13 protein-coding genes are annotated in these 16186 nt (G+C 39.9%); 8 read left to right on the top strand and 5 right to left on the bottom strand.

Going from position 1 to position 16186, the window contains the following annotated elements:
• Window positions 1-98: 98 nt before the first annotated feature.
• A complete protein-coding gene (locus H589_RS0102500; RefSeq protein ID WP_035074693.1) occupies window positions 99-1490 on the bottom strand; it encodes a phospholipase D-like domain-containing protein in 1392 nt (463 codons plus the stop codon).
• A 432-nt stretch (window positions 1491-1922) separates the two neighbouring features.
• Between H589_RS0102500 and H589_RS0102495 the strand changes: the two genes are divergently transcribed.
• The 3 genes from H589_RS0102495 to H589_RS0102485 are packed head-to-tail and all read left to right on the top strand — an operon-like array spanning window position 1923 to window position 4599.
• The gene (locus tag H589_RS0102495) at window positions 1923-3089 is read left to right on the top strand and encodes a cyclic nucleotide-binding domain-containing protein (protein ID WP_027720568.1); all 1167 of its coding nucleotides are present in this window, start codon (window positions 1923-1925) and stop codon (window positions 3087-3089) included.
• Entirely contained in the window at window positions 3086-3862 is a 777-nt protein-coding gene (locus H589_RS0102490; protein WP_027720567.1) for a motility protein A, read from the top strand. Before H589_RS0102495 ends, H589_RS0102490 begins: the two co-directional genes overlap by 4 nt.
• Before the next feature lie 11 nt (window positions 3863-3873).
• Window positions 3874-4599: an OmpA/MotB family protein gene (locus H589_RS0102485; RefSeq protein WP_027720566.1), complete on the top strand. Its 726-nt coding sequence runs from the start codon at window positions 3874-3876 to the stop codon at window positions 4597-4599.
• Between the two features lie 106 nt (window positions 4600-4705).
• Here the strand turns inward: H589_RS0102485 and serB are convergent, their stop codons facing one another.
• Window positions 4706-5917 carry a phosphoserine phosphatase SerB gene (serB, locus tag H589_RS0102480; RefSeq protein WP_027720565.1) on the bottom strand — a complete coding sequence of 404 codons (1212 nt, stop codon included), beginning with the start codon at window positions 5915-5917 and terminating at the stop codon, window positions 4706-4708.
• A 156-nt stretch (window positions 5918-6073) separates the two neighbouring features.
• Between serB and H589_RS0102475 the strand changes: the two genes are divergently transcribed.
• Window positions 6074-7465, top strand: a complete 1392-nt coding sequence (locus tag H589_RS0102475; RefSeq protein WP_027720564.1) for a sensor histidine kinase — start codon at window positions 6074-6076, stop codon at window positions 7463-7465.
• Window positions 7466-7961: 496 nt separating this feature from the next.
• Window positions 7962-8648 (top strand): LexA family transcriptional regulator, encoded by a 687-nt coding sequence (locus tag H589_RS0102470; RefSeq protein ID WP_027720563.1) that lies wholly within the window; start codon window positions 7962-7964, stop codon window positions 8646-8648.
• A gap of 64 nt (window positions 8649-8712) precedes the next feature.
• Here the strand turns inward: H589_RS0102470 and H589_RS0102465 are convergent, their stop codons facing one another.
• Entirely contained in the window at window positions 8713-10095 is a 1383-nt protein-coding gene (locus H589_RS0102465; protein WP_051249590.1) for an ABC transporter substrate-binding protein, read from the bottom strand.
• Window positions 10085-12202 (bottom strand): adenylate/guanylate cyclase domain-containing protein, encoded by a 2118-nt coding sequence (locus H589_RS0102460; RefSeq protein ID WP_027720561.1) that lies wholly within the window; start codon window positions 12200-12202, stop codon window positions 10085-10087. The genes H589_RS0102465 and H589_RS0102460 overlap by 11 nt, the downstream gene beginning before the upstream one ends.
• A 363-nt stretch (window positions 12203-12565) precedes the next feature.
• Between H589_RS0102460 and panB the strand changes: the two genes are divergently transcribed.
• The 3 genes from panB (at window position 12566) to H589_RS0102445 (ending at window position 14858) form a co-directional block, all read left to right on the top strand.
• Window positions 12566-13414, top strand: a complete 849-nt coding sequence (gene panB, locus H589_RS0102455) for a 3-methyl-2-oxobutanoate hydroxymethyltransferase (protein ID WP_027720560.1) — start codon at window positions 12566-12568, stop codon at window positions 13412-13414.
• A gap of 202 nt (window positions 13415-13616) precedes the next feature.
• Window positions 13617-13886: a hypothetical protein gene (locus tag H589_RS0102450; RefSeq protein WP_027720559.1), complete on the top strand. Its 270-nt coding sequence runs from the start codon at window positions 13617-13619 to the stop codon at window positions 13884-13886.
• 6 nt (window positions 13887-13892) lie between these two features.
• Window positions 13893-14858 (top strand): membrane protein, encoded by a 966-nt coding sequence (locus H589_RS0102445; RefSeq protein ID WP_027720558.1) that lies wholly within the window; start codon window positions 13893-13895, stop codon window positions 14856-14858.
• Window positions 14859-14970: 112 nt separating this feature from the next.
• On the opposite strand, the gene H589_RS0102440 is transcribed toward H589_RS0102445, so the two are convergent.
• The gene (locus H589_RS0102440) at window positions 14971-16131 is read right to left on the bottom strand and encodes a hypothetical protein (RefSeq protein WP_027720557.1); all 1161 of its coding nucleotides are present in this window, start codon (window positions 16129-16131) and stop codon (window positions 14971-14973) included.
• Window positions 16132-16186: the final 55 nt, after the last annotated feature.

Genomic DNA, 16186 nt, shown 5'->3' with positions numbered 1-16186 from the left:
AATTATTGTATAAACAGGCCTGAGCCAAACATTTAATCTGTTATCATATGTAGAGCTCTGGTTATGTAGGGTCAATCCGGATTGTTTGTTGATCCTGCTTATAAGAGTGGGGCCATCAGGCGGGCTATCCCTTCAACGGTATCACGGACGAATCCAACCGGTTGAACTCCTTTCGTGCTTTCCATCATCAAATTTTTAACCCAATTATGAACTTGCTCTATTTCTGGTTTTGAATATGAGAACATGACTATTTCATAGTTGAGAAACAGGCTGCGCATATCCATATTTGCTGAACCTACAACGGAAAGTCTGTCGTCAACGACAACTACTTTGGCGTGAACCATATGCGGGTATTTAATAATTTTTCCACCGCGTTCATTCAGTTCTCGCAAATGAGTTCCGCGGGCTAAGTCAGCAAGCTTATGGTTAGATTTAGCCGGGATGACAACTTGAACATCAACACCGCGCTGAGCTGCCAGCCTGAGAGCCTGTGCCAATGCCTCATCGGGTACATAATATGGTGTGACAAACCATAGTCTTTTTTCTGCAGTATAGGCCGCAGTAAGCAGAGCGTCATGAACGGGGTCTCGCGGCACGTCCGGTCCAGATGGAACAATCTGCACGATACCATCACCTTTAACAGGAGTTTCAGACGTGCATGGTGGGATGATGTTTACTTTCTCACCGGCTGCAAAAAGCCAGTCAGACTGAAAAACTTCAAGATAATGGCGTACAGCAGGTCCTTGAAGTACAAATGAAAGATCTGTCCAGCGCTCTTCACATTCTTTGGGGCCTATATATTCATTTGCAATATTGGTTCCGCCGGCAAGTACTATTTTCTGATCGGCAATAGCTATTTTGCGATGGTTGCGCAGGTTGGTCTTTCCATGAAAAGGAGCTCTGAACAGGGGCATGAAGTAGGCAACCTTTCCACCGTTGTCGATAAGTTTTTTTAAAAAACGACGCGTAGTAAACATTGATCCGATATCATCAAGAAGTAACCGTACTGTTACTCCTGCGGCAACTTTTCGTGCAAGGCGTTGGACAATATCTTTTCCAACATCATCGCGCGATAATATGAAAGTGGTAATTAGTATTTGATGCTCAGCATTTTCAATTAAGCTGACCAATTCATTATATATATCAATTCCAGTCGGACACAAGCGAACATCATTTCCTACCGTAGCTCCGGGGATGCCATACTCGCGAAGCAGACTGTCAATGGGATCGGCCTCTTCTCTGGGAACTGTTTCCTGCACTTCAAGATGTATATCTTTTTTGGTGTGGGCATCTCGTTTGAGCTTACGTCCACCGAAAATTAAATAAAAGGGGACTCCGATATACGGGGCGAAGAAGATAGCCATAATCCATGCAAAGGCTGCCGATGAAGTTTTTTGTTTTCGCAAAATGGATAAGACCAGTATTGCAGCCAGCGAAAAGCCGCCGACAACAGCCAAATGCCCAAGTAAGAGATTTAATTCAGTGCTCATTATATTTTCCAAAGTTAAAAGGGTCTTTTAATTAGCTGGAGTTCTTATGAAGTTATACTAACATATCAATATTTGTATTTCTTCGGAACAGGTTAATATGGAGTAAGGTTAAAGTTTTTTGGAAGCAAGTCGATAAGTTCTTTCATTTACTTTATTATAAAAGCTGTTCTGCTGTTGTTTCAGGTGATACAATCATTGGAATATACGGCGAAGTGATTCTTTTTTTTAAAATTATTTCGCTATTTATAAAGGTTATTTTATGGAGTATTGTCCTTTATTATGAACTAAGATATATTAAGACTTAGAAATATGAGATTTGTAGAAGCGTAACCAGTTGATTTGTCGAATAGTGATGTCTGAAGCTCGAGCAAGCACTATGGCGGATTTTTTATATTCATTTAGCGGAACAGGGCAGTACTGAGGAGTTTTTAAATGGGGGCCAGCAGTCCTAATGTTAAGTCCTTTTACCGGGGACAGGAAATTTTCAAAGAAGGACAAGAGAGTTCCGTTGCCTATATGATTAAAAAGGGCGCGGTGAATATTTTCAAGATCCAGAATAATGAGAAGATAATCCTTGCAAAGTTGGGTGAGGGGGAAATTTTTGGTGAAATGGGGATTATTGCTAAAGGAGACCGTTCTGCCAATGCCGAGGCCGCTGAATATTGTGACCTTGTTGTACTGACTGACCAGATTATTTTGAAACTTTTGGATCAATGCCCGAGAACAATTCAATATATGACCCGCTTATTGGTTAAGCGTTTGGCCCGTACGGGAGAGATGATCTCTCCTAAGGGGCATATGAATAATTTTACTAGTATTTGTAGGATTTTAGATCTTGCCTATCAGACTCATACATGTATGCCCAAGGATCTGGCCAGAAAAGAGCGCAATCATGATCTTGGTCTGGAGTACAGCAAATTTTGTAAGACTGTTCGAGGTATTATTCTTGTTTCTCAGTCTGAAATAGATATTGTTATAAATAAACTTAAGAGTTTGAAAATTATTGAAGTCAGTGACCTGCGTACCGGAAAAGCATTTCCGGACCGGTTTATTCAGATTGCAGATCCTGTAAATTTTGTTGAAGTAACTACAAACCTCTTCAAAGAACTGCAACAGACAGCCTATTCTTCTGTTTCTGAACTGCAAATAGTAGATATCTATGAGATTGCAGATATGCTTGGTAGTGACCCAAAGGTGCTTTATAAGAAAATAGGACAGGAAGATTTTCCTGAAACTATGTTTATGTTTGATAGGAACAAGGTCAGTGCTTGGGCTTCTGAAAAAGAGCCCGACTATTTTAGTAAGGTTACTAAAAAGAAGAAAGAAATTTCTGAATTGGAAGATATTGAAGATATTGTATATGTGGACAACGCTACCTTAAAGGAAGTATTTACTCGCTTAGGTTATCATAAGCTTGGTCTGTTGATGAGTGTTGCCGAGGAAGATGCCCGGAAGAAAATTTTATCAAATCTTGCAAAGAAAATAGCCAAAGTTGTTCAGGATGAAGTCAGGGAGCACGTAGATGAATCTGATGCCGAAGATGCTGTAAACGAATTGTTTCAAATGGTCAGGGAGATTAAAGGGGGAGAAACTAAGTGAACATAGCAACTATAATAGGTATTTTTTTTGGTATAGCTATCCTTATGGTGGCAACATATACCTCAACTGATTCAGTAGATGTATTTATTAATCTACCCGGTATTGCCATCGTAGGTGGTGGAACGATTGCTTCTACTTTTATCTGTTATCCGTTGCGTGAAGTCATGCGTGTACTTAAAGTTTTCATGATGGCCATGGGCGCAGATGAACTTCCGCTTGAAAATTATATCAATGTTATTGTCGGTCTGTCCAAACAGGTCGCAGCAAAAGGTGAAGAGCACCTGGAAGGCAACCTTAAAAAGATTGAAAATGAATTTTTACGTGAAGGGTTGCAGATGCTTGTGGATGGATATTCCAAAGAGGAAATTAAGGAGATCCTTGATAACCGTATTCAGCAGTATCATGAACAGGAGTACAGTGCAGCGGGTATTTATCGTACTATGTCCACCCTGTCTCCGGCTTTTGGTATCATCGGAACTCTTATAGGTCTTATTGCTATGATGCAGGGTATGGGGGCTGATATTGCGGCTATCGGACCGGCTATGGCTACGGCACTGACAACGACTCTTTACGGAGCTCTTTTTTCAAATATGCTGTTCATGCCTATTGCCATCAAAGTTGAAAAGCGTATCGACGAAATCACATTGCTTATGCAGGTAATTCGCGATGGTATTCTTTTCATCAAAGATAAGACCCCTTCAGCAATTGTGATGGATAAGCTTAAAGGCTATCTGCCTCCCCGTAAGTGGGCCACTGTTAAGGCCAAGAAGTAACTGGAGGGACTATGGCAGACAATTTTCAGTTGAAAAAGCCTGCACAGGGTGGAGAAGAAGGGGGCTGGGCCCTTACTCTGGCCGATATGATGACTCTTTTGCTTTGTTTTTTTGTATTGCTTCTTACTATCGCAGACGTTGATCAGAATAAATATAAAGATGTTTCTGAATCACTTGCTGAGGCAATGGGGGTTGAGGTTAAAGGTAGAACCCCTGACGGAGCTCCTATTGCAAGAATGTCTGTCAGCAAAGATCAGCGTAATATCTTTGAGATGCAGATTGAGATGTCACGCCTTGTGGGGAGAGAGACAGATGCTCTTAAAATTAAAATGCGCCCTGATTCTGTTGCCATTATTCTTAAAGGAGAGTTCTTTTTCAAAAGCGGAAAAGCCGACTTGACTCCACCGGCTATCAAGGTGCTTAACCAGATTGTTCCCACGCTGGCAAAGTCTCCCTACGATATTGTTGTTGAAGGGCATTCAGATAATATCCCTATGCACTCCAAGCAATTCCCGTCTAACTGGGAACTATCTTCGGCCAGAGCTAGTGCTGTTGCCCGTTATCTTCTTAAGAATGGTTTCAGCAAAAAAAGAATTAAGGTTCTCGGGATGGCTGATACAGCGCCGATGTATCCTAATACAGATGAAAATGGTAAGAGTATTCCTGAAAATCAAAAACGTAATCGGCGGGTTACCTTGCTCGTATTTCCACCTAAATCAGCTCCTGCCAATAAATAGATTGCTTCCGAATTATTATTTTTTTAAATAAATGTGATAATAAAAAAGGTAGCCACTGACATTTTTGTCTGTGGCTACCTTTTGGTTTTTATAATTACAGGTGATGTTAGTCCATTTCTCTGTCACGCAATCCGATGAGATAAAGGATAGAGTCCAGTCCGAAGTGGGATATGGATTGCCGGGCATCTTTTTTGACTTTGGGCTTGGCATGAAAAGCAATTCCTAGACCGGCAATAGATAGCATTGGCAGGTCATTTGCCCCGTCACCGACAGCAATAGCCTGTTGTAGACTGATCTGTTCTTTTTCAGCTATTTTGCGGAGTAATTCAGCTTTCTTAGGGCCGTCCACGATATCACCTATGACTCCTCCAGTAAGTTTGCCGTCTTTAATTTCAAGTCTGTTGGCATACACATAATCAACACCAAGGCGTTCTTGCAGTTTCTCTCCAAAATAAGTGAATCCACCTGAAATAATAGCTGTTTTGTACCCAAATTTCTTAAGGTTGGAGATAAGTCGTTCTGCTCCTTCAGTGATAGGAAGATTCTGAGCTATTTCGACCATAACAGATTCATCAAGTCCTTTTAAAGTGGCAAGCCTCTGGCGTAAGCTTTCCTGAAAATCTATTTCCCCCCGCATAGCAGACTCCGTGATGCTGCTGACCAGATCTCCGGAACCGGCTGCCTTAGCGAGTTCATCAATGACTTCGGCCTGTATAAGGGTAGAGTCCATGTCAAAGGCAACAAGCCGTCTATTGCGTCGGAATACATTGTCTTCCTGTAATGCAATATCTACCTGTTCTTCTGTAGCCATAGTCAGAAAGCTGGAGCGCATGAGATCCAGATTTTGGGGCGTGCCGCGTACTGAAAATTCAACACATGCCTGTCTGGGGATAAGTTCACCGTTCATAGGTATTCGTCCTGAAAGACGATGTATCATATCAATGTTCAGGCCGTTCTCAGCTACTATATTCGCTACCTTTGAAATTGCTGTGCCGCTTGCTTTACGCGCGACTAGGGTGATAATATGTCTGGGTTTTCCCTGCGCATTCACCCAGTCCATATATTTATCACTTTCAATAGGTTTAAATTTTACATTAACGCCTAGTTCATAACCCTTGAACATGATATCTTTAAGTACTGGTGCTGATTCGGATTCCTGTGGGATATGTATGAGTATACCCAGGATAAGCTGATTGTGTATGACACTTTGGCCGATATCAAGGATATCAATACCATAGCCAGCCAGTACTTCTGTAAGAGCAGAAGTCAGGCCGGCTTTGTCCTCGCCGGATATTTGGATAAGTATAATTTCGGGCATGTTTCTTCCGTGGTAGAGATGATGGCGGACTCTCTCATAAAATTAGTGCGCAGTAAACATTGTCCGGGGTGAAAAAATATGCTTTCAGCTTGCTCCTTTTTGCTACGGTCCGTATGGTGTAATCAGTAACTCTTGTAGAATATTCAAGGAAACATCATGGAAAACATAAAAAAGAGCGCAGACGTATATTCTGATAAACTTGCTGATATGCTTGGGGAAGGAGTACATCTGTCGGCCGATATCAGTCCGGAAAGATTGCTGTCCATTAAGAGGCGTATCCATGAAAAATTGGATGACTATAAGGATTACAGCTTTTCAGCTACAGAGAAGCGAGCTTTAATGATTTTTTTTGATCTAGCTCAAGAATTTGACACACTTGAAGATTTTTTTGCTGTCTGTACTGCTGTTCCAAAATTTTTATTTGATTATGAATGCAGACTTTATCTTGCTATAGGTCCGGACGAGTTTGTTCCTGTGGGGCGTACTGAAACAAAAGGGCCTGTATGCACTTCAATACCTTTGGAAAAAACGTATAAATCGGGACATCTTTTTGTTCCCATTCGCGGTAATATTGAGTTGGTTGATCAGCTTCCATTCAAACCCGCCGGAGAGGTTATCGGTTGTTTTGAATTGTATGAGATTAAAAATCTTTATCCTCATCAGTCTTTATTTTTTGAAAAATATGTCAATCGAGTAGGGTTTCAACTGCACAGTAAGCTGATGCGTCGCAAAGGACAGGAGCATCTTGGTTTTGTTCGAAATCTGGTTAAAGATGTCGGGCATAATGTTATAGTTCCAAATATGTATTTTAAGTTATTTTATAACAGGTTGCGGGATAGAATTGAAAATATACGATTGCTTGAACTGGAGATAGATAAAATGACTCCGGAGCAGATTCGTTCTAGTCTTGAACTAATGTATTTAGGGCTCGTTTCTCAGTTTAATGAAATACACAGCCATTACGAGCAAACCAGCCTTTTTCTGGAAACATTGCTACGGCGCCAACATTTTGAGGAAGGACGATATATAGTTGAAAAGCGGCCGTGTAATCTTTTGAAGCAGATTATTGAGCCTCAATTAGAGCGCTATCGTTCACGTTTTGAAGATCGCGGGATAAGGCTTGATGTCAGTATGGGCGGAGTTCCAGATCAAGAAGTTCGGATTATTGCTGATATCGGCCTTATTTCTCAGGTTTATGCCAACCTCTTTTCCAATGCGGTCAAGTATACTCGGAAAGCGACAATAGGGGACGGCAGGGAAGATAAATTTACAGCTTATGGGTGGGATATAATCCCTGATTATTTTAAAAATGGTTGGGATGGCCTTAAACTTAATGTCTTTACTACCGGTACCCACCTGCCTGAATGTGATCGAGAAAAACTATTTCAGGCCGGATTTCGAAGTGCAAATGTGGGCAATGAGTATGGCTCAGGTCATGGACTCTTCTTTGTCCGTCAGGTTGTAGAGTTGCATGGTGGTGAAGTCGGTTATGAGCCTCATGATGGAGGCAACAATTTTTACTTCATTCTTCCTTTTGGTGATCATTAATTTTATAGTTTATAATTGGCAGTTATCGAAGATGAGTGGAATCTTTGTATACTATATGTGTTCTTGCTTTCGTTGGTAAGAAAAGCTTACATAGGGCACTGTTTAAGTCATGTTCGTTTTTTCGCTGTTGAGTGTTGAAGCAAGGTTATTAATTTTGAACTTTATATTTATTAAGCTATATTGCTATTTGTAATATTGTTATAAATAATACGTGTAGTATGTATTTAATATAGTGTATATGCATTATATGGTTATGTGATTAGGCCTTGTTGGTAAAATAATTTACATAAGTTGCAATACAGGTGTTTTCTACTGTATTAAGATGCATTGTATAAGTCCTTTGCTGCTATAGGATTTCATGCTAAAAGCGCTACAGGGTATTTCTATTCAAGAGTTGTTCAACGGGAAATGATGGGTGCATTTTCTCTCAGCTAATTTTTAGCATAATTACTTTATCTTGATTTATTTGCACAGAATTTTCTCAGGAGGTTAGGGCGTGTCAAAATGGTTTGATGAAAGCTTGGAAAGAATTAAAAAGGCTACCGGCACCAGGACTCAAGTTCAGCTTGCCGAAATTCTCAATATACGTCAGTCCAGCATCTCTGATGCAAAAAGGCGGAGCTCTATTCCCGCTGAATGGTATGTCAAACTTTACAGAACTCACGGCCTAAATCCTGAGTGGTTGTCTGACGGGATTGAGCCTGTTTATCTTAAACCGGATAAAGGAAAAATAGCTGCTGATACTATTTTAAGCGAGACAACCGCGCAGTATGGTCAAATCCAGTCCAGAGGCAGGATTGTACCGGTTTCTTCAATGGCCGGAGAAGATGTCAGTGCTGATACATGGAAGCCACAGCAGATTTCTGAACTGAATATACCGGAAACTTTTTACAGAACATCTCTGATCGTACTTAAGGTTGAAGGTTCTTCCATGGAGCCTGCTATCAGGAGAGATGCTTTTGCTGGAATTGATGATACGCAAAGAAGACTCATGGCTGGAGATATTTACGCAGTACATGTTCCTCATCAGGGTGTAGTTATTCGTAGAGTTTTCTTTGATCCTGAAAATTCACGTTTTATTCTGCGCCCTGAAGACGATAAACATCCTGAGCAGTATATTGCTGTTGAAGATCAGGAAAAATATGTCGTAGGACGGGTGATCTGGGTAATGCAGGACGTATAGATTTTTATTTATGATACATCTTTTTAAGCCCGGCTTCATCCGGGCTTTTCTTATTGCAAAGTGGTTACCGTGCGGCAGATATCTTTTTCATTTTTAGAGCAGCATTTGATACGGCTTGCTTAATTGGTATATTTTTATTCAAGGCTTCGTCGACCATATTCATTATTATGCATTCTGCTGATGAGTGGGCAGCCTTGGGAATAAGCACTCCATCAGTAAAACTGAAGCTTTTCAGCGAGTCAAAACCGGAAACTATTGCTTTAGCCCGCTGCCGCGAATATTTATGGAAAACACCCTGAGCATCTCTGTAAAATGCATCATCTTCTGTAATACCTTTCAATACAGGCAGCATTCCTCCTGGGACCATGTGCAGCCATGTTATGTATGCATCCTTTCTGAAAAGGAAATTCACGAATCTTGCCGCTGCCGCTTCTTTATTTCTATTACCGCTTTTTAGGAGTCCCAAGGCATGAACAACTCCGAATCCGGCTTTACGTGTCCCTTTTATGCTTGAGATCATCCCTGTATTTTTTAGTAAACTGTAATCATATTCTGCTCCGGTCAATTCATTGAAATTATCTCCCGTAAGTGAGTTGGCTGCGATTGAAGGAATTGCAAGGTCATCCATGATGAAAGTAGAGTAGAACATCATGGCAAGTTTGCCCTGAAGATAATAATCCCTTCCTCTCCACCATTGTGGCCCTGGGGGTGAGTAACTTGATAATTCTTTGTAAAATTTTAAAGTTTTGACTGTTTCCGGTGAGTCAAAGGTCACTTCTCCATTTTTAGAAAATTCTTTCACTCCAGCTGAAAGTGCAAGGTGGGTAAAAATTTGTTCTGCATATGCATCACTTCGGGTGCCGATTAGTATTCCGTATTGTCCTATTTCCGGCTTATGTAGTGTCTTTGCTGCCTTTAAAATATTTTCCCAGCTATCTGGGGGGTCTAAACCATTTTTTTTAAACCAGTCTCTGCGGTACCAAATTCCTTGCACCCAGCCATTGAAAGGAATGCCACAGTACTCTTTGTTAGAAAGTTGAAGCTTGTTTAAAGCTCCGGGAAAAAAAATATTTTTACCTATATTATTAATAACAAGTTTTGTTCCGGGACAATTCATCCATCCATTATAGCAAAAAGATATGATCAGGTCAGATGCACAGCTGATTACATCAGGGCTTTCGTGTGACTTTATAGCCTGCTTCAAGACCTTTGCGATATTGTTTTCTTCAACTCCTCTGATGCTGATACTAATATCTGGATTAAAGATCATGAAAGCCTGGGCCAGATATTTGATAACAGCCTGTCTTGATGGTTCAATTTCTGTTGTCCAGAAAACGATTGATGTTGAGGCATATGAGGTCTTGGCAAGACTGCATGTAAGTAAAATACATATTGTAACCATTCGTATTGCATAAAATGTTCTAAAGAATCTTTTTTTATTTTGCATCGAAAACTATCTCCCCCAACCAGGACTCATCTGGCGGATTGGATACATATTTTTGTGCTAGAGTCAGGTAGTAGTTAACCAGTGAATCCGGACCATACTTTTCAATGTATGAGGACAGGGCTGAGGCTGATTTATAAAACTCGCCACGTAGTAATGCTGCAAAGGCAAATTCCCATTCATTCACTTGTGTTACCACTAAAGGAGCAACTGCGTATGGTTCAAACTCTTTTGAAGAATCGCACCGCGTACCAAGTAGTTCATATACTCCGAGCGCTACAGATGTCCCTTTAGGAACGACCTTCCCCGCAAAACGAAATTGGAAGATATCTCCTGTTTCTTTCATGGTGGTTTCACTTACCAGAATTTCAGTCCCGAAGAATTTATTCAGGCCTTCCAAACGGGAGGCAATATTTACGGATGCTCCGATGGCTGTATAATCCATTCTGTCAGATGACCCAATATTTCCGACAATTGCATCCCCTGTATGAATCCCAAATCTTGTTAATAACACAGGTTCATTATTGTTTTTGCATTCAGAATTAAATTTTTTCAGTAGGTCACGGCATTGTAATGCTGCCAGGCAGCTCAATTGAGCGTGTAAAGTATTTGCTACCGGAGCATTCCAGAAGGCCATGATGGAGTCACCTATATACTTATCAATTGTTCCATCGTTATTTAAAACAGCTTGCCCCATTGTTTTCAGGTAGCTGGTGATGCTCCGCATAAGTTTTTCCGGAGACATATTTTCAGAGATGGATGTAAAATCCTGTATGTCGGTGAACATGATGGTAAGTCGTTGCCTTCTTCCCCCAAGTTTAGGAGTGATTTTGTTTACTATCATAGATTCAACCAGCGGTCTGGGGATATAACTTCCGAATGCATTGAGGGTCTCCCGCATTGTTTCTGTTGCATTGGAAAGATCTCGTATTTCAATTATATTTGATTTGATCATTATCGGTGTCTCAAGCTTAAAGTCTTGAATTTTCTTAACTTCTTCAGTTAATATTTTTAGGGGAAGACTAAGTCTTTTGGCTGCAATAAAGATAATAGGGAGAAATATAATTAATATACCAAGGGAAACAAGAAGAGTTTGTTTTCCTATTATTGCAATAGGGCCAGTAAAGAATCTTTCAGGAACGGCGATGGCAAGAAACAGCTTTTTACCGTATTCTGTAGGAAGGGGGTCGATCAGAGATATATAGGAAACATCGTCTACTACAAGATGCTGAGTTTGAAAATCATTTATATTATTTTCTTTTGTACTTCTTACCAGTGAGTTGAGAACATTCTTTTTAAGGCCTGATACAGTAACTGTTTTTATTGTTTTGTCACTATTCCAGTATATACTGGAAGTAAGCTTCTCAAGATCTTGATAGCCGTATAATTCTCCAGAATTTTCAAAAATTATTATTTCACATTCCTTGCCGACTTGTTCTTTCTTCATGAAGTTTGATATATTTGCCAAGGATAAATCTACTCCAAGCACTCCTGACACTTCACTGTCAAAGCGCTTTGATACTGTCAGTCCCGGCTCTTCCGCGAGTGCAAAGACGTATACATCACTTAAAACTGCTACATCTGTAGTTTCTGCATTTTTAAACCAAGATCTATTTCTCGGGTCATATTTTACATTTATACTGGATTGAGATCCTATAATACAAAGCCCTTTATCAAGGTATTTGGTCAGTTCATATCTGGTCCCGTCAGGAAGGTGACCTATTGTCTGAGTATACCAGAGCGCATAATCAGGAATATGTTTTTGTTTTTTCATAGCTTCCCGCCCCCGTAGAGATGAGATAAGAAAAAAGTCACCGTCAGAGAAACCCATGTAGACAGAAGTAAAATCAGGATTTTCTTGTAAAAATTTAAAAAAAACATTGCTCATCGGGTGTGAGTGAAGTGATGCTTTCTCCCCAATTTCGGGGAACGAAACATAGGTATTGGCTGTCATAAAAGCAGTATCAAATATACGTTGCGTTTTTTCTCCGATTGATGAACCTGTCTGCCGTATCAGTTGTTTTGCAGATAAGAGGGCAATGTCTGAGTTTCTTATATATCCGTATGAAACAACACTAAATACAATCATACTTGCAAGGAAAATAAACATACTCAGTATGTTGATGTATAGGGGGAGATATCTTTTCATTATTGTGGAGTGTAAGTGTTTTTATAAGGGTATATTTACTTTTAAATTTTTACCGGTATGTGGTTATATGATGAATACTTTATCCTATCTTTTTTTGAGATTTTTTAAAAGGTAAAGGGATATATCCTGAATAAATTGATAGGTGAAATTGTAATCTTCATGGTGTTATATTTAATACCAGTCTTTTTTGATTAAGCCGTGTACAATGACAAATTTTTCACTAGGGTTGACGATTCCCATCTCAACTGCTCATATCGCACTTCTTATGCACTCTCCGGCTTAAAAGCTGACATGTTTAGCAGACTTAACTTATAAGGAAATAAAATGAAAAAAGTAACAGCACCAGATATCCTGGCCCTTAAAGGGCAGCGCAAAATTTCTATGGTGACCGCCTATGATTATCCTTCAGGGCAGATTGCTGATGAAGCCGGAGTCGACATGATTCTTGTGGGAGATTCACTCGGTATGGTTGTTCTCGGATATGATGATACTTTAGCTGTAACTATGGATGATATGCTGCACCACACAGCAGCTGTTTCGCGTGGTGTAAGCAGGGCACTTATCGTAGGTGATATGCCTTTTATGTCTTATCAGTCATCGGTCTCAATGGCAGTTGAGAATGCGGGCAGGTTTTTAAGTAGAACAGGAGCACGGGCAGTTAAGCTCGAAGGTGGTTTTCCTTTTCTGGAGCATGTCAGGGCTATAGTTGATTCCGGTATCCCTGTGCAGGGCCATATCGGTTTGACACCGCAACATGTGGCACGGTTCGGAGGCTTTAAAGCGCAGGGAAAAAATGCAAGATCAGCTTGCGCTCTTGTTGATGAAGCTCTTGCGTTAGAAAATGCAGGGTGTTTTTCAATTGTTCTTGAAGCTGTACCTAGCGAAGTTGCGCAGGAAATAGCTGAACGCCTGTCAATCCCCGTGATTGGAATCGGGGCAGGACTGCATACAGATGGGCAGGTACTGGTTTATCACGATATTCTGGGGCTTTTTGATCGCTTTGTTCCTATGTTTGTTAAAAAGTATGCACAGCTTCGAGGTGAAAGCATTGCTGCAATCAAGAAGTACGTTGACGAGGTTGAGAAATGTGAATTTCCGGCACCAGCTAATTTCAGCAATATGGCTGAAAGTGAGCTCAAATTGTTCAGGACTATGCTAAAAGAAAGAACTTAGTTTTTAGAGTTTCTTCGTACTAAAGAAAGTCCATTAAATAAGATTCAGAATGACGGGTAGATACTTTTTTTCAAAGTGTTTACCCGTTTTATGCCTATTTGATTAAAAATATTTCGGGGAAAGTTGTATGTTTTTTCACTGGCACTTGTAACTGTTCAAGTATACTTTCTTGAAAGCATATTTTTAAATCTGGAGGAATCTTATGGCAAAATCTATTTTTGATCTTGGATTGTCTGTTGAAGCAGTGTCACTCTTTTTGCTTATTGAGGGAATGGCTGGAAGCAAAATTGATGCTGAAAAAAATTGTAAAGCAAGCACTGAAGGAATTACTGTCCATAGCTGCATTGAAAAGTGGAGTGGAGAAGAGGTTGATTTTAATAGTGCGCTTGAAGAGTTAGTGGCTGCCGGAGTTGTTAAAAATCGTGATTCTGATTTAAGTATTACCAAAACAGATACATGGAAAACAAAGTAGGTTTAATTGTCTTTTTCTCCTGAAGTTCTTTGGAGCGAACTGGGCTGGCCATTAATCAGGCTAATTTTATTTATCAGTCTAGGACTCTTGGTAGGAAATATTGTAGAGGGGCTGAGGTGGACTAGGGCTATGGGGAGAGTTGCAACCCCGCTTATCAGGGCCGGTAGGCTTAAAGATATAAGCGGGGCGAGTTTTGCTTTGGCCTTTTTTTCAGGCGTGGCCGCAAACTCTATGCTTTCTGAGGCTTATGAAAAAGGTGAAATCTCTGATCGGGAGCTGGTAATTTCAAACCTTTTTAACAGTCTGCCAACCTATTTTCTGCATATGCCCACGGTATTTTTTATCGCTGCTCCGTTTATAGGCAGTGTGGCATTTATTTATGTTGGCCTTACTTTACTTGCTGCTTTCGTAAGGACCGGGGCAATTGTTCTCTGGGGACGGTTTTCACTCCCTGAAGATACCTGCTGTGGCAATGTATTAAGTAAACTTAAAGAGAATGAGTCCGCTTCTTTTAGCGATATATTGGCTAAAGCATTAAAGCGTCTGAAGAGAAGGTTACCTAGAGTCATTTATATTACTATACCTATATATGTAGCTTTTTTCTTTTTGCGACATTATGGTTTTTTTGCTTCTTTTCAGACTTATCTAAGTGAACACCTGACTTTTCTTTCATGGTTAAATCCTAAAATATTTGGCGTAATTGCTTTTAGTCTAGTAGCTGAGTTTACGGCAGGTCTTGCCGCGGCAGGTTCATTACTTGGAGCCGGTACGCTTGAACCTCGCGATATTGTTCTTGCTTTGATGGTAGGTAATATTCTTTCAACCCCTATGCGGGCCATCCGCCACCAACTACCTTATTATGCCGGGATATTCAGAAGTAAGATGGCTTTTAAGCTTATTTTATATAATCAGGGTTTACGGGCTGTAAGTCTGGTTTTGGTAGGAGTTATATATTTTCTTGTGACAACTTGAGAATTATAAACAGGGTATCAATGTAAAAATAAATAAGGGCAAAATTGATTAATCAATTTTGCCCTTATTCTATAGTGAATTGTATAAATTAGTTAGTTCAGTATGATGGGTCTTATTGTTTGAAATTACATCCATTTTTATTACAGCTGATAATCCCAAGAGTCTCACCGGAAGTATTTTTAAGTACACACTTTGGATAGGGACTGCCTGCTCGCTGATAGTATGATGCCAAGGTCTCAAACAGTCTTTTATTAGTAGATTTTGATTTTCCATTAACAGCGTTGTTATTTATTGTGGCAAAAAGGATTGAGCCTTTGGGATTGGTCTTGGTAAATATATTGTTACCTGCGGCTGTTTTAATGTGCACAAATTTGTCAAATATTTTTTGTTTAGCTTTATATGCCTCATACTTTCCAGTGTATAGTGTAGAGCTAGGATTCAGCTTTTTCAACGCAGCATAGCCGTTGATGTTCTCTTGAATTTTATAGCTTGGAATGGACTGAACATGATGCATAAGGAGTTCTTCCTCATTATTTGCAAGGTCGTTCTCGTACTCTGCTGGACAACTGGTTTCCTTTTTTTCGAGATTTTTACTGTAGGAAATAATGCAGAGGTCTTTATCCGGCTTAGGTGTTGATTTCGCCATTTTGTTAAGGAATTTTTCAGCACTGGCAAGCGGTGTTTCTGTTTCCGTTATGAACAGATAGAAATCTTTTTTTATTTTAAGGTCAGCAATATTTTTATTTTTGCGAATTTCGCTAAGGCATTTGGTGATAAAATTATTTCTGCTCTTAATCAGATTAATTCGTTTTGTATAATGCTTAATACGCTCAGCATAGTATCTGTTTTGTGGAGAAAGTTCAGAAAGTTTTTCATAGCCATGAAGGTTTTCTTCTACTTCGACAGGGCTTAGGGCGTAAATATACTTATAGAGCAGCTTGCTGATTTTGGTTTTATTAAGGGTTGAAGTTGCACTTTTGGTAAGTTCAAAATTACTGTCCATTATTACAACTGCAACTCCTGAAAAGTCGCATTGCTTTACCTGATTGGATTTACGCAGGTTTTTAATTGCTGAGACAGCCTTAATGACATCTGTTTTGTTATCAGAATTTAATATGGTCAAGAAGCCATTTTGATCTTGAACAACCGCTTTGATACCTGGAACACTTTCAAGTTCTGTCTTAAATATGGAGGAGCAGTCCTCTTGAGCCATTACGGGCATGGCTGTAAAGATAAGAATAAGGATAGTGCTTAAAATAGTTCTGGTATTCATTATATTTCACCTTGTCCGGTTTATCCAGATGAACGGATTATTTGTTAATGCTTTT

The organism is Maridesulfovibrio zosterae DSM 11974 (assembly GCF_000425265.1).
GTDB lineage: Bacteria > Desulfobacterota > Desulfovibrionia > Desulfovibrionales > Desulfovibrionaceae > Maridesulfovibrio > Maridesulfovibrio zosterae.
The sequence above is the reverse complement of the archived record's forward strand: the minus strand, read 5'-3'. Positions and strand labels throughout refer to the sequence as shown.

Excerpts from the sequence above, each read along its gene's own strand:
- H589_RS0102500 (WP_035074693.1), bottom strand. The coding sequence starts at position 1,490 with ATGAGCACTGAATTAAATCTCTTACTTGGGCATTTGGCTGTTGTCGGC.
- H589_RS0102495 (WP_027720568.1), top strand. The coding sequence starts at position 1,923 with ATGGGGGCCAGCAGTCCTAATGTTAAGTCCTTTTACCGGGGACAGGAA.
- H589_RS0102485 (WP_027720566.1), top strand. The coding sequence starts at position 3,874 with ATGGCAGACAATTTTCAGTTGAAAAAGCCTGCACAGGGTGGAGAAGAA.
- serB (WP_027720565.1), bottom strand. The coding sequence starts at position 5,917 with ATGCCCGAAATTATACTTATCCAAATATCCGGCGAGGACAAAGCCGGC.
- H589_RS0102475 (WP_027720564.1), top strand. The coding sequence starts at position 6,074 with ATGGAAAACATAAAAAAGAGCGCAGACGTATATTCTGATAAACTTGCT.
- H589_RS0102465 (WP_051249590.1), bottom strand. The coding sequence starts at position 10,095 with ATGCAAAATAAAAAAAGATTCTTTAGAACATTTTATGCAATACGAATG.
- H589_RS0102460 (WP_027720561.1), bottom strand. The coding sequence starts at position 12,202 with ATGTTTATTTTCCTTGCAAGTATGATTGTATTTAGTGTTGTTTCATAC.
- panB (WP_027720560.1), top strand. The coding sequence starts at position 12,566 with ATGAAAAAAGTAACAGCACCAGATATCCTGGCCCTTAAAGGGCAGCGC.
- H589_RS0102450 (WP_027720559.1), top strand. The coding sequence starts at position 13,617 with ATGGCAAAATCTATTTTTGATCTTGGATTGTCTGTTGAAGCAGTGTCA.
- H589_RS0102440 (WP_027720557.1), bottom strand. The coding sequence starts at position 16,131 with ATGAATACCAGAACTATTTTAAGCACTATCCTTATTCTTATCTTTACA.